We start from the raw sequence: 12,899 nt of genomic DNA, 5'->3' as shown, positions 1-12,899 counted from the left end.
GGTCAGGCGGCCGGTTCGGCCGTGTGCTGCAGGACGGTGTCGGCGTTGCCCTCGTCCGGAACGGCCGGCCAGCCCGGGTACGGCGGTGGGGTTCCGCCGAAGACCGGACAATGCGAGTGGTGCGCGCACCAGTCGCACAGACGCGACGGGCGCGGCCTGAAATCGCCTGTGGCGCCGGCGGATTGGATGGCATGCCAGATGGCCATCAAGGTCTTTTCGAAGCGCAGCAGCTCGGCTTCGTCGGGGGAGTAGTCCAACAGCTGGCCGTCGGACAGGTAGATCAGTCGTAACCGGGTGGGCAGCACTCCCCGGGACCGCAGCAACGCGACCGCGTAGAACTTCATCTGGAACATGGCCTTGAACTCGGCCAGCGCCCGCGCCTCGGGTGGGGCCTTGCCGGTCTTGTAGTCCACCACCCGCAACTCACCGGTCGGCGCGACGTCGATGCGGTCGATGATTCCGCGCAGCAACGTCCCGTCGGCGAGTTCGACCTCGATTCGCTGCTCGCAGCTCTGCGGATCGAAACGGGTCGGATCCTCCAGGCGGTAGTAACCGGACAGCAGCTTGCGCGCCTCACCGAGCAGGTGCGTCTGCTGCTCGGAGTCCAGCTGTTCGGTCAGCTCGGGTTCGGCGGAGATCACCTGCTCCCACGCCGGGCCGACCAGCGCGTCGGCGGTCTGCGGGCCGCGTTCGGCCGCCGGCAGGCCGTAGAGCTGTTCAAGCGCCGCGTGCACCACCGACCCGCGCACCTGAGCGGTGGACGCCGGTTCGGGGAGCCGGTCGATGGCACGGAAGCGATACAGCAGCGGGCACTGCTTGAAGTCGGCCGCCCGCGACGGGGACAGGGCCGGCCGCCTTCGGGCCGGAGTGCCGGACGGATCGCTCATATCCGCAGCCTAGAAGGCGGGTCGGACAACCCCGCGCACCTGCGGCGGCGCGTCTGCTGGCAGGCTTGACCGCTGTGTCTGCAACCGGCCCGTTCGTCATCGGGGATCGCGTGCAACTCACCGACGCCAAAGGGCGGCACTACACGATGGTGCTCAGCCCCGGCGGGGAGTTCCACACCCACCGCGGCGCGATAGCCCACGACGCGGTGATCGGGCAGCCGGAAGGCAGCGTGGTCAAGTCCGCCAACGGCGACCAATTCCTGGTGCTGCGACCGCTCCTGGTGGACTACGTGTTGTCGATGCCGCGCGGCGCGCAGGTGGTCTACCCGAAGGACGCCGCGCAGATCATGCACGAGGGAGACATCTTCCCGGGAGCGCGTGTGTTGGAGGCCGGCGCCGGATCCGGTGCGCTGACCTGTTCGCTGCTGCGCGCGGTCGGACCGGGGGGACAGGTCATCTCCTACGACGTGCGGGCCGACCATGCCGAGCATGCGCGTCGCAACGTCGAGACCTTCTTCGGCCACCTTCCGCAGAACTGGCAGCTGGTGGTCGCCGACGTCGTCGACGCCGATCTGGCCGACGGCTCGATCGACCGGGTGGTGCTGGACATGCTCGCGCCGTGGGACGTGCTCGACCGCGTTGCGCGGGCGCTGGTCCCCGGTGGCGTTCTGATGATCTACGTGGCGACCGTGACTCAGCTGTCCAAGGTGGTGGAGGCGCTGCGCATTCAGCAGTGCTGGACCGAGCCGCGCGCCTGGGAGACGATGCAGCGCGGCTGGAATGTCGTGGGTTTGGCGGTGCGCCCGCAGCACAACATGCGCGGGCACACCGCATTTCTGGTGTTCGCCCGCAAGTTGGCGCCGGGTGCGGTGACGCCGACCCCGATGCGCAGAAAACAGCGGCCCACCGGGCCGGGCTAGTCGATACTCCGCGTCGTCGCCGAGCGGCGTCAGTCGTCGCTACGCCGGAGATCTCTTCGGGCGGAGAGCAATTCGAACTCCGGTCGTCCGGCGACCAACCGTTCGGCGGCGTCGAGCACCTCGACGACATGAGCGCGGTCGGCGGCGGTCATCGCGACACCGATCCCGGCCCGCCGGTGCAGGTCCTGGGACCCCGTCTCGGCGGCAGAGACGTTGAATTTCCTTCGCAGCTCTGCGATTACGGGTCGAATCAACGACCGCTTCTGCTTGAGCGAATGCACGTCGCCGAGTAGCAGATCGAACTCGAGCCAGCCGATCCACACGCGACGTCAGCGGCCGGGTGTGGTCGGCGGTTCGGTGGCATCGGTACGGAGGGCGAACAGGACGTCGGCGGTCCGCGCCGAGAGTTGCCAATTCGCCTGAGAGGGCTTGAATTCCATCGGGAAACCGAAATGGGGACCGCGAGCGTTGGTCGAACTGACGTCGACGTTGGCCACCACGTCGGCGGGATCGCGGTCCGACCAATTGACGTCGCGCACATCGAACTTCACCGGCGCATAACCGCCGTTGATCAACGCGTTGGCGAACTGGTCGAAGACGCCGGCGCTCTCCGGGGTGGACCCTTCGACCAGGCTCAGCTTCTGCTGACCCGGCACCGCGGCATCGGCCAGCCGGTACAGCACACCCGCCAGCGCCTCCGGCGCCGGTAGGGGGGCCGCTTGCGGGGCTGCCGCGCTCAGCGTGGCCGATGTCGTCGACGGCGCCGCAGGCGGCGGCGACGGCGCGGCATCGTCGTCATCGTTCGAACACCCCGGAAGACCGAGCACCGCCGCAATCGCGGCGGTGCTCAGGACAACGGTCAGGCGACGGCGCATTCAGCGGCCGTCAGTGCCCTGACGAACGCACGGCCGAGATCAGCGTCTGCGCCGAGTCGTGCGACAGCTTCCAGCCACCTTGATTGACGAACCGGAGGTACTCCGGCGTCGGCTTGAGCCGCGGCCCCGACGCGGTGATGGTGGCCGTCGCGGCACCGGGCCCGGAGGGCACGATGTTGGTGATGTCGAACGTCAGCGGCAAGCTGCCTTTGGAAGCGGCCTTCTGCAGCTCATGGTCGGCGATGCCGATCGGAACCGGGATACCGCCCTCGACGAGGTCGCCTTTGCTGGCAAACGACACGCTCGGGTCCTGCAGTGTGTTGAGAACGGTCGCCAACTGGGCCGCGGTGGGAACGTCGACGGTGGCGGGCAACGGCGGGTCCAGCGGCAGGGGAGCGCCGACGGCGGCCGGCCGGGCGTCCGGCGACGCGGCGGCGGCTGGTGCAATACAGGTCACACCCGCAGCGGCCGCACTGATCGCGGCCAATGCCGCCATGCCTGTGGCTAGGGATTTCACGGTCACGAGCGTCCTCTCGGTCAAGCTGGCTAAACAAGATGTTAACGCTGTTGCCTGTGTGCCCCATTTCGAGTTCCCGCATGAAACGGAAATCGCCGGTAGCGTTGAGGTATCCACCGCACGACCGTCTCTGGGCGGGAAAGGGGCGCAACATGGGTGAATTTGAGCGTGATCCATTCGGTAGCCCACGCGAGCCGGACCTCCCCACCGAGGACGCCGCCGAGTTGGAAGAGCTTCGCCGTGAAGCCGCGATCCTGCGCGAGCAGTTGGACACCGCCGCCGGATCGCACGGCGCCGGGCGGAGTCCACGCGACATTCACCAGCTAGAGGCGCGGATCGACTCGTTGGCGTCGCGTAATTCCAAATTGATGGAGACGCTCAAAGAGGCCCGCCAGCAGCTGCTGGCGTTGCGCGAGGAGGTCGACCGGCTCGGGCAGCCGCCCAGTGGTTACGGCGTGCTGTTGTCGACCTATGAGGACGACACCCTCGACGTGTTCACCTCCGGTCGCAAGATGCGCCTGACGTGCTCGCCCAACATCGACGTGAGTTCGCTGCGCAAGGGGCAGACGGTTCGCCTCAACGAGGCTTTAACTGTCGTCGAGGCAGGCACCTACGAATCGGTCGGCGAGATCTCCTCGCTGCGTGAGGTATTGGCGGACGGTCACCGCGCGCTCGTGGTCGGCCACGCCGATGAGGAGCGCATCGTGTGGCTCGCCGAGCCGTTGGTCGCGCCGGACCTGCCCGAGGGTGGATATGACTCGAGCGACGACGACCTGCGTCCCCGCAAGCTGCGTCCGGGTGACTCGCTACTGGTGGACACCAAGGCCGGCTACGCGTTCGAGCGCATCCCCAAGGCCGAGGTCGAGGATCTGGTGCTCGAAGAGGTCCCCGACGTCACCTACAACGACATCGGTGGACTCGGCCGCCAGATCGAGCAGATCCGCGACGCGGTCGAGCTGCCGTTCCTGCATAAAGACCTGTACCGGGAGTACGCGCTGCGCCCACCCAAAGGTGTCTTGCTCTACGGCCCTCCGGGTTGCGGAAAGACGTTGATCGCCAAAGCCGTCGCCAACTCGCTGGCGAAGAAGATGGCCGAGGTCCGCGGCGAGGATGCACGGGAGGCCAAGTCCTACTTCCTCAACATTAAGGGTCCCGAGCTGCTGAACAAGTTCGTCGGTGAGACCGAGCGGCACATCCGGCTGATTTTCCAGCGTGCTCGTGAGAAGGCTTCCGAGGGCACGCCGGTGATCGTCTTCTTCGACGAGATGGACTCGATCTTCCGCACCCGCGGCACCGGGGTCTCCTCTGACGTGGAGACCACGGTCGTCCCGCAGCTGTTGAGCGAGATCGACGGTGTCGAAGGCTTGGAGAACGTCATCGTGATCGGCGCCTCCAACCGCGAGGACATGATCGACCCCGCCATCCTGCGGCCTGGTCGCCTCGACGTGAAGATCAAGATCGAGCGCCCCGACGCCGAGTCGGCTCAGGACATCTTCTCCAAGTACCTGACCGACGCGTTGCCGGTCAACGCCGACGATCTCGCCGAATTCTCCGGCGACCGTTCGTTGTGCATCCAGGCGATGATCGAGAAGGTCGTCGACCGGATGTACGCCGAGATCGACGACAACCGGTTCCTCGAAGTCACCTACGCCAACGGCGACAAAGAGGTGATGTACTTCAAGGACTTCAACTCCGGCGCGATGATCCAGAACGTCGTCGACCGCGCGAAGAAGAACGCGATCAAGGCGGTACTGGAAAGCGGTCAGCGCGGTCTGCGAATCCAGCACCTGCTCGACTCGATCGTCGACGAGTTCGCCGAGAACGAGGACCTGCCCAACACCACCAACCCCGATGACTGGGCGCGGATTTCGGGCAAGAAGGGCGAGCGGATCGTCTACATCCGGACCTTGGTCACCGGCAAGAGCTCGAGCGCCTCACGGGCGATCGACACCGAGTCCAACCTCGGCCAGTATCTGTAGGGTTCAGCCGGCCAGCAGCGAATAGCTGTTGGTCAGGTCGTCCTGAAGGACCTGCGCGGCGTGCGTCGTGGTGTCGATGCGCAACGGGCTGGTGAGCGTGCGGGTCTGGAAGGTCCACCCGTTCGGCAGCTCCAGCCGGCTTCCGAGTCCAGGCAGGTCCGCCCTCGACAGGTTGGGGTCGACGATCTGGCTCCAGGTCTGCATCACCCAGCGCCGCAACGCCGGGTCGTGCAACTCGTAGACCTCTTCGCCGGTCTCGAACGTCGAGACGCTGTGCCGGTGCACTTGATTGGCGGTGTACGGCGCCGGATGCAGGCCCGGCAGCAGTGTTTGTGATTGCAGCGCCATGTCTATCCCGCCGAAATTCTTCAGGATCTTCATGCCCTGAGCGGGCCGCTCGATCTCGTTCATCAGCCAGTACCGCGGGCCGTCGAGTATGGCTGTGGCAGCGCCGTTTTCGGTCGCGACGGCCTTCGGGTCGAGCGCCGACCACAATTCGGCGGGCAGGTCGTTGAGACCGAAGCTGCTGTAGACCGCGGCCTGCGGTCCCACCTCGCCCGGTGTCACCAGAAGGACTTCGCCGTAGCGCTTTCCGGACAGGCCGGTGAGGGGTTCGGCAGACACCAGGGTGAAAGTAACGACTTCCGTCACCTGCGTCAATGGTCGATCAGTCGAGTTCACCTGCCTGCAATCCGGCCGGCAGTCGCCTTGCCCTCCACACTTGCGCGTCTCTTCCTCGCCCCACTGCGCGGGGCGCATCGTCGTCGCGCCTGCCTGATTGCGCGTCTCCTCCTCGCCCCACTGCGCGGGGCGCATCGTCGTCGCGCCTAAGCTCGGGGGATGCAACGAATTATCGGAACGGAGGTCGAATACGGCATTTCGTCGCCGTCGGACCCGACCGCCAACCCGATCCTGACTTCGACGCAAGCGGTGCTGGCTTATGCCGCCGCCGCCGGGATCCAGCGGGCCAAGCGGACCCGCTGGGATTACGAGGTGGAATCCCCGCTACGGGATGCCCGCGGTTTCGACCTGAGCCGTTCGGCCGGGCCGCCGCCGGTGGTCGACGCCGACGAGGTCGGCGCCGCCAACATGATCCTGACCAACGGTGCGCGGCTCTACGTCGACCATGCCCACCCGGAATACTCCGCGCCAGAGTGCACCGACCCGCTGGACGCGGTGATCTGGGACAAGGCCGGCGAGCGGGTGATGGAGGCCGCCGCCCGTCACGTCGCGAGCGTCCCCGGCGCCGCCAAGCTGCAGCTGTACAAGAACAACGTCGACGGCAAGGGCGCTTCGTACGGCTCGCACGAGAACTACCTGATGAGCCGGCAGACTCCGTTCTCCTCGGTCATCGCCGGACTGACCCCCTTCCTGGTGTCCCGCCAGGTGTTCACCGGCTCCGGCCGAGTCGGGATCGGGCCCTCCGGCGACGAGCCCGGTTTCCAGCTCTCGCAGCGCTCGGACTACATCGAGGTCGAGGTCGGGCTCGAGACCACGCTCAAGCGGGGAATCATCAACACCCGCGACGAACCGCACGCCGACGCCGACCGCTACCGGCGGCTCCACGTCATCATCGGCGATGCCAACCTCTCCGAGACGTCGACCTATCTCAAGCTGGGCACCACCGCCCTGGCCCTCGACCTGATTGAGGACGGGCCGGCACACGGCATCGATCTCAGCGATCTGGCACTGGCCCGGCCGGTGCACGCCGTGCACGCGGTCAGCCGCGATCCGTCGCTTCGTGCCACCGTCGCACTGGCCGACGGTCGTGAATTGACCGCCCTTGCGCTGCAACGGATCTACCTCGACCGGGTGGCAAAACTCGTCGACAGCCGCGACCCGGACCCGAGCGCGTCGAGGGTCGTGGAGACCTGGGCTCATGTGCTCGACCTGCTGGAGCGCGATCCGATGGAGTGCGCCGAGCTGCTGGATTGGCCGGCCAAGCTGCGCCTGCTCGAAGGCTTCCGCCACCGCGAGAACCTGGCCTGGTCGGCGCCGCGACTCCATCTCGTCGACCTGCAGTACTCCGACGTCCGGCTGGACAAGGGCCTGTACAACCGGCTGGTGGCGCGCGGGTCGATGAAGCGTCTGGTCACCGAGCAGCAAGTGATCGACGCGGTCGACAACCCGCCGACCGATACCCGCGCCTACTTCCGCGGCGAATGCCTGCGGCGCTTCGGCGCCGACATCGCGGCGGCCAGTTGGGACTCGGTGATCTTCGATCTCGGCGGTGATTCGCTGGTGCGCATCCCCACGCTGGAGCCGCTGCGTGGCAGCAAAGCGCACGTCGGCGCGCTGCTGGACTCGGTGGACAGCGCTGTGGAGTTGGTCGAACAGCTCACCAACTGAGGCGTTGGCCGCACCCGGACATGAGCGTCTAAGCCAGGGCATCAGCGGCATTGACCGGTAGGGTGGAGAAACGACGGACGTGTCTCACGTTCGATGACGACGCAGGAGGCAGTAATGGCCCAAGAGCAGACCAAGCGCGGTGGTGGCGGCGGCGATGACGACGACCCCACCTCCAGCACGGCCGCGGGCCAGGAGCGTCGCGAGAAGCTGACCGAGGAGACCGACGACCTGCTTGATGAAATCGACGATGTTCTGGAAGAGAACGCCGAAGACTTCGTCCGCGCATACGTCCAAAAGGGCGGACAGTGACCTGGCCTAACCGCGATCGCCTGGCCATCAACTCTGCTCTTCCCGGAACCGCCTCTGGCGGCCTTTCTTCTTTCTCTGATTATTTGCGCCGCGAGGCGCCGGAATTGCTTCCCGTCAGCGCCGGCGTCGAAGCGATCACGCCGACTTCAGCGCTGCCGCACGGCACCACGATCGTCGCGCTGAAATATCCGGGCGGCGTCCTGCTGGCCGGCGACCGGCGATCGACGCAGGGCAACATGATCGCCGGGCGCGACGTGCAGAAGGTGTACATCACCGACGACTACACCGCGACCGGGATCGCCGGGACCGCGGCCATCGCGGTCGAGTTCGCCCGCCTCTACGCCGTCGAACTCGAGCACTACGAGAAGCTCGAAGGTGTGCCGCTGACGTTCGCCGGCAAGGTGAACCGGCTCGCAATCATGGTGCGCGGCAACCTCCCTGCGGCAATGCAGGGTCTGGTGGCGCTACCGCTGCTCGTCGGTTTCGACATCGACGATCCCGATCCGACGAAGGCCGGACGCATCGTCTCGTTCGACGCCGCAGGCGGATGGAACCTCGAAGAAGAGGGATACCAATCGGTGGGCTCGGGCTCGATCTTCGCCAAGTCGTCGGTGAAGAAGCTGTATTCGCAAGTGACGGACGCGGATTCGGCGCTGCGGGTTGCGGTCGAAGCGCTCTACGATGCAGCCGACGACGACTCCGCCACCGGCGGCCCGGACCTGGTGCGGGGGATCTTCCCGACCGCCGTCACCATCGGTGCCGACGGCGCCATCAACGTGGCCGAGCCGCGGATCGCCGAGCTGGCTCGGGAAGTCGTTCAAAGACGAACACGCGCAGACACTTTCGGACCCGATGCCGACCGTGCGGGAAGTGAGTCATGAGTTTTCCGTACTTCATCTCGCCCGAGCAGGCGATGCGCGAGCGCAGCGAGCTGGCGCGCAAGGGGATCGGCCGTGGCCGCAGCGTGGTGGCACTGGCCTACTCCGGTGGGGTGTTGTTCGTCGCGGAGAACCCCTCGCGCTCCTTGCAGAAGATCAGCGAGCTCTACGACCGGGTCGGCTTCGCCGCCGTGGGGAAATTCAACGAGTTCGAGAACCTGCGACGCGGCGGCATCCAGTTCGCCGACACCCGCGGCTACGCCTACGACCGCCGCGATGTCACCGGCCGGCAGCTGGCCAACGTCTACGCGCAGACGCTGGGCACCATCTTCACCGAGCAGGCCAAGCCGTACGAGGTCGAGCTGTGTGTCGCTGAAGTTGCTCATCACGGCGAGACCAAAGCGCCTGAGCTGTACCGGATCACCTACGACGGGTCGATCAACGACGAGCCGCACTACGTGGTGATGGGCGGGACGACGGAGCCGATCAGCAACGCGCTGAAGGAATCCTTCGCCGAGAACGCCAACTTGGCCGACGCGGTGCACATCGCGGTCAACGCGCTCGAAGTAGGCCGCGCCGAGGCCCCCAACAACGACCAGCCGCCGCTTGGGGTGTCGAACCTCGAAGTCGCGATCCTCGACGCCAACCGGCCGCGGCGGGCGTTCCGTCGTATCGCCGGTGCGGCGCTGGAGCATCTGCTGCCCGAGCGCCCGGTCGTTGAGTCGTCGGACGACTCAGCGGAGAAATCGTCGAAATAGGCTCCCTCCGGTGCTGATCGGCTTACTGCTCGCGCTGGGCTGCTCGGTCTGTTACGGCACCGCGACCGTCCTGCAAGCGGCAGCGACCCGCTCGGTCGACTCGGGCGAAAGCAATTCCGGTGTCGATGCCGCGCTGGTGCTGCGGGCACTGCGGCAATGGCGGTACCTGGTCGGAATCGCCCTGGACGGCCTCGGTTTCCTGCTGCAAGTCGCCGCACTTCGCCTGGTCCCGATCTACGTTGTCGCCGCCGCGATCGCCGCGTCGCTGGCGGTCACGGCGATCGTGGCCGCCTGGGTGCTGTCCACCCGGTTGTCGGCGATGGAATGGGCCGCCGTCGCCGTCGTCTGCGCCAGCCTGGCGATGCTGGGCATCGCCGCCGGGCCCGAGGGCACCGGACACGGCCCACCCGGGCTGGGCTGGGCGCTGCTGGTGATCGTCGCCGTCGTGTTCGTCGCCGGCGCGGCAGCGGGCCGGCTGAGCGACCGAACCCGGGCGCTGGTGCTGGGATTCGGGGCGGGCGCCGGATTCGGGGTCGACGAGATCGCGGTCCGCCTGATCGACTCGATCAATCTGACCGAAGCCTCGTTCTGGACCAATCCCGCCGTCTACGCGTTGATCGCCGGCGGGGCGGCCGGGTTCATGTTGCTGACGTCGGCGTTGAGCCGCGGATCGGTGACCACCGCGGTTGCCGGGATGGTGATCGGCGAAACGGTCGGTCCCGCGCTGGTCGGAGTGGTCTGGCTGGGGGATCGCACCCGTCTTGGCCTGGGCTGGATGGTCGGAGTCGGATTCGTGGTCGCCGTGCTTGCGGCGCTGGCCCTGAGCCGGTTCGGGGAGGCGCCCGAGCCCGCCGAGTCGTGAACAGTTCGAAGGCAACCGTTTTCGCATCGCGTCGATCCGGCGAGGACGAGCGGCACGGTGCTTGATGCGTCGGCTCACCGACCCATCGGCGGGGGATGCGCACGGGTTGCGCGTTCAGCAAGTACGCTCGAATTGTGCAGCGGCGAATCATGGGCATCGAAACCGAATTCGGTGTCACCTGCACATTCCACGGCCATCGTCGGCTGTCGCCCGACGAAGTAGCCCGCTACCTGTTCCGACGGGTGGTGTCCTGGGGCCGCAGCTCCAACGTTTTCCTGCGTAACGGCGCCCGGTTGTACCTGGATGTCGGCAGCCATCCCGAGTACGCGACCGCCGAATGCGACAGCCTGATCCAGCTCGTCACCCACGACCGTGCCGGTGAGCGGGTACTTGAGGACCTGCTGATCGACGCCGAGCAGCGCCTGGCCGACGAGGGCATCGGCGGCGACATCTACCTGTTCAAGAACAACACCGACTCCGCCGGCAACTCCTACGGCTGCCACGAGAACTACCTGATCGTGCGGGCCGGCGAGTTCTCTCGGATCTCCGACGTGCTGCTGCCCTTCCTGGTCACCCGACAGCTGATCTGTGGGGCCGGAAAGGTGTTGCAGACACCCAAGGCCGCCACCTTCTGCTTGTCGCAGCGCGCGGAGCACATCTGGGAGGGCGTCTCTTCGGCCACGACGCGCAGCCGGCCCATCATCAACACCCGCGACGAGCCGCACGCCGACGCGGAGAAGTACCGCCGCCTGCACGTCATCGTCGGCGACTCCAACATGTGCGAGTCGACCACGATGCTCAAGGTGGGCACCGCCTCGCTGGTGCTGGAGATGATCGAGGCCGGCGTGGCATTCCGGGACTTCTCGCTGGACAACCCGATCCGTGCGATCCGCGAGGTCAGCCATGATTCGACGGGACGGCGGCCGGTACGGCTGGCCGGCGGTCGTCAGGCCAGCGCGCTGGACATCCAGCGGGAGTACTACGCGCGCGCCGTCGAGCACCTGCAGACCCGCGAGCCCAACGCGCAGATCGAGCAGGTCGTCGACCTGTGGGGTCGCCAGCTCGACGCGGTGGAAAGCCAGGATTTCGCGAAGGTCGACACCGAAATCGACTGGGTGATCAAGCGAAAGCTGTTCCAGCGCTACCAGGATCGCTACGACATGGAGCTGTCCGACCCCAAGATCGCCCAGCTCGACCTGGCGTACCACGACATCAAACGCGGCCGCGGCGTCTTCGACCTGCTGCAACGCAAGGGGTTGGCCGCCCGGATCACCACCGACGAAGAGATCGACGCCGCGGTCGACCAGCCGCCGCAGACCACCCGGGCGCGGCTACGCGGAGAGTTCATCAGCGCCGCGCAGGCCGCCGGGCGTGATTTCACCGTCGACTGGGTGCACCTCAAGCTCAACGACCAGGCTCAGCGCACGGTGCTGTGCAAGGACCCGTTCCGCTCGGTGGACGAGCGGGTCAAGCGCCTGATCGCGAGCATGTAGCGAAGCTCGGTCAGCCTGACGCGTCGGGTTTGAGTTGGCCCTGCCGAAGCAGGGCTGTCACCGCGTCATCCCACCGCTTGAGCTGGGTCGGAGTGCTGAACGGCTCGGGCAGATGGCGTTCGACGTGCCCGCGCAGGATGATCGCGCCGAAGCGCAGCATGAGCGGATTGAGCGCGCCCCAGATGGGGTCCAGATCAGGTCTGACCTCACCGCGCTCGGCGAACATCTCCGCCTGGGCCGTGCTGAGGCGGACCAGGCCGTCGAACACCTCCGACCCCACCGAGTCGCCTTCGACCAGGGCCCGGCCGAGGTAGTCGAAGACGTCGGGTTCCTGGGCCATGACCGTGGTCAGCCGATTTCCCACTTCGACCAGGGCGTCGGCCGGCGGCGACGGCACCGGATCGGCGCCGACGGCGTCGCTGATGACCTGAACGACGTAGTCGTTGACGGCGGCGATCAAGGCCGCTTTGGTGCCGTAGTAGTGCTGCACCAGCCCCACCGAGGTTCCGGCTGCTTGGGCGATCGTTCTCATCGTCGTCGCGGCGATGCCGTGCCGCGCACAGCTTTTCAGCGCTGCGTCACGAATCCGCTCGGAGCTCGACGGCTCGGCCGGGGCAGGGGTGCGCGGTCGGAATGCCCGCGTCTGCGCTGATGTGGCGATGAGAAAAATCTAGCAGCAGCACCGGACAGTACAACTGTATTGCGACACGGTACGCTCATATTGCCTGGACGCATTCCACGCCTGCGCCGACCGACGGGAAGGAGCGAACATGTCCGCGATCTCCGACGTGCCACGCACTCTTGCGTCCGCGCCGTGTCTCGACGATGCGGACCGCTGGCTCTTCGGCGGCGACGATCCAGAATTGAAGGCCTTGTGCCGGGCCTGCCCCCGGCGCTGGCGATGCGCCGAGGAGGCATTGGGCACACCCGGAGCCCAGGGCATGTGGTCTGGTGTGCACATTCCCGAGTACGGGCGCGGTCGAACCTTCGCCATGCGCCAACTGCGCTCCCTCGCCGCCCACGGCAGGCGCGACGCCTGTGAATGACCGACCGTGCCGATGACGTTGTCGCG

Annotated in this window: 15 protein-coding genes; 9 read left to right on the top strand and 6 right to left on the bottom strand. The window is 66.9% G+C overall.

The features are described 5' to 3' along the window. Positions 1-2: 2 nt before the first annotated feature. Complete coding sequence (locus CYU59_RS03325) at positions 3-887, bottom strand: RecB family exonuclease (RefSeq protein ID WP_292975864.1); 885 nt, start codon at positions 885-887, stop codon at positions 3-5. A gap of 74 nt (positions 888-961) precedes the next feature. Here CYU59_RS03325 and CYU59_RS03320 point away from each other — a divergent pair, with 74 nt between their 5' ends. Further along, complete coding sequence (locus CYU59_RS03320) at positions 962-1,807, top strand: tRNA (adenine-N1)-methyltransferase (protein ID WP_292975862.1); 846 nt, start codon at positions 962-964, stop codon at positions 1,805-1,807. A gap of 29 nt (positions 1,808-1,836) precedes the next feature. Here CYU59_RS03320 and CYU59_RS03315 read toward each other — a convergent pair whose 3' ends face one another. From CYU59_RS03315 to CYU59_RS03305, 3 genes are read right to left on the bottom strand one after another with little or no spacing between them, the layout of a single operon-like run. Next, on the bottom strand, positions 1,837-2,130 hold the full coding sequence (locus tag CYU59_RS03315; RefSeq protein WP_292975859.1) for a DUF503 family protein: 294 nt from the start codon (positions 2,128-2,130) through the stop codon (positions 1,837-1,839). Between the two features lie 6 nt (positions 2,131-2,136). Continuing rightward, positions 2,137-2,682 carry a hypothetical protein gene (locus CYU59_RS03310; RefSeq protein WP_292975856.1) on the bottom strand — a complete coding sequence of 182 codons (546 nt, stop codon included), beginning with the start codon at positions 2,680-2,682 and terminating at the stop codon, positions 2,137-2,139. Positions 2,683-2,692: 10 nt separating this feature from the next. Further along, a complete protein-coding gene (locus tag CYU59_RS03305; RefSeq protein ID WP_292975920.1) occupies positions 2,693-3,178 on the bottom strand; it encodes a hypothetical protein in 486 nt (161 codons plus the stop codon). Positions 3,179-3,351: 173 nt separating this feature from the next. Between CYU59_RS03305 and arc the strand changes: the two genes are divergently transcribed. Further along, entirely contained in the window at positions 3,352-5,178 is a 1,827-nt protein-coding gene (arc, locus tag CYU59_RS03300) for a proteasome ATPase (RefSeq protein WP_292975853.1), read from the top strand. 3 nt (positions 5,179-5,181) lie between these two features. Here the strand turns inward: arc and CYU59_RS03295 are convergent, their stop codons facing one another. After that, positions 5,182-5,805 (bottom strand): hypothetical protein, encoded by a 624-nt coding sequence (locus tag CYU59_RS03295; protein WP_292975918.1) that lies wholly within the window; start codon positions 5,803-5,805, stop codon positions 5,182-5,184. A 213-nt stretch (positions 5,806-6,018) separates the two neighbouring features. Here CYU59_RS03295 and dop point away from each other — a divergent pair, with 213 nt between their 5' ends. From dop to pafA, 6 genes are all read left to right on the top strand, one after another. Continuing rightward, positions 6,019-7,527, top strand: a complete 1,509-nt coding sequence (gene dop, locus CYU59_RS03290; protein WP_292975850.1) for a pup deamidase/depupylase — start codon at positions 6,019-6,021, stop codon at positions 7,525-7,527. Positions 7,528-7,641: 114 nt separating this feature from the next. Continuing rightward, entirely contained in the window at positions 7,642-7,836 is a 195-nt protein-coding gene (locus CYU59_RS03285; RefSeq protein ID WP_292975848.1) for a ubiquitin-like protein Pup, read from the top strand. After that, entirely contained in the window at positions 7,833-8,717 is an 885-nt protein-coding gene (gene prcB / locus CYU59_RS03280; RefSeq protein WP_292975846.1) for a proteasome subunit beta, read from the top strand. The genes CYU59_RS03285 and prcB overlap by 4 nt, the downstream gene beginning before the upstream one ends. After that, entirely contained in the window at positions 8,714-9,472 is a 759-nt protein-coding gene (gene prcA / locus CYU59_RS03275; protein ID WP_292975844.1) for a proteasome subunit alpha, read from the top strand. Before prcB ends, prcA begins: the two co-directional genes overlap by 4 nt. Before the next feature lie 10 nt (positions 9,473-9,482). Further along, positions 9,483-10,334, top strand: coding sequence for a DMT family transporter (locus CYU59_RS03270; protein WP_292975842.1), 852 nt, complete (start codon positions 9,483-9,485; stop codon positions 10,332-10,334). A 134-nt stretch (positions 10,335-10,468) separates the two neighbouring features. Further along, a complete protein-coding gene (gene pafA, locus CYU59_RS03265; protein ID WP_292975840.1) occupies positions 10,469-11,827 on the top strand; it encodes a Pup--protein ligase in 1,359 nt (452 codons plus the stop codon). Positions 11,828-11,837: 10 nt separating this feature from the next. Here the strand turns inward: pafA and CYU59_RS03260 are convergent, their stop codons facing one another. Next, the gene (locus CYU59_RS03260; RefSeq protein ID WP_292975915.1) at positions 11,838-12,488 is read right to left on the bottom strand and encodes a TetR/AcrR family transcriptional regulator; all 651 of its coding nucleotides are present in this window, start codon (positions 12,486-12,488) and stop codon (positions 11,838-11,840) included. A gap of 109 nt (positions 12,489-12,597) precedes the next feature. Between CYU59_RS03260 and CYU59_RS03255 the strand changes: the two genes are divergently transcribed. Further along, positions 12,598-12,873, top strand: coding sequence for a WhiB family transcriptional regulator (locus CYU59_RS03255; RefSeq protein ID WP_292975838.1), 276 nt, complete (start codon positions 12,598-12,600; stop codon positions 12,871-12,873). The last annotated feature ends 26 nt before the right edge of the window (positions 12,874-12,899 follow it).

It is taken from the genome of Mycobacterium sp. (assembly GCF_002863225.1).
Taxonomy (GTDB): Bacteria; Actinomycetota; Actinomycetes; order Mycobacteriales; family Mycobacteriaceae; genus Mycobacterium.
Note: the sequence above shows the minus strand (reverse complement) of the source record. Positions and strands in the feature narration are given on the sequence as shown.

Bases quoted from the DNA above. Each gene is read 5' to 3' on its own strand.
- CYU59_RS03325 (WP_292975864.1), bottom strand. From the start codon at position 887: ATGAGCGATCCGTCCGGCACTCCGGCCCGAAGGCGGCCGGCCCTGTCC.
- CYU59_RS03310 (WP_292975856.1), bottom strand. From the start codon at position 2,682: ATGCGCCGTCGCCTGACCGTTGTCCTGAGCACCGCCGCGATTGCGGCG.
- arc (WP_292975853.1), top strand. From the start codon at position 3,352: ATGGGTGAATTTGAGCGTGATCCATTCGGTAGCCCACGCGAGCCGGAC.
- CYU59_RS03305 (WP_292975920.1), bottom strand. From the start codon at position 3,178: ATGGCGGCATTGGCCGCGATCAGTGCGGCCGCTGCGGGTGTGACCTGT.
- prcA (WP_292975844.1), top strand. From the start codon at position 8,714: ATGAGTTTTCCGTACTTCATCTCGCCCGAGCAGGCGATGCGCGAGCGC.
- dop (WP_292975850.1), top strand. From the start codon at position 6,019: ATGCAACGAATTATCGGAACGGAGGTCGAATACGGCATTTCGTCGCCG.
- CYU59_RS03255 (WP_292975838.1), top strand. From the start codon at position 12,598: ATGTCCGCGATCTCCGACGTGCCACGCACTCTTGCGTCCGCGCCGTGT.
- CYU59_RS03285 (WP_292975848.1), top strand. From the start codon at position 7,642: ATGGCCCAAGAGCAGACCAAGCGCGGTGGTGGCGGCGGCGATGACGAC.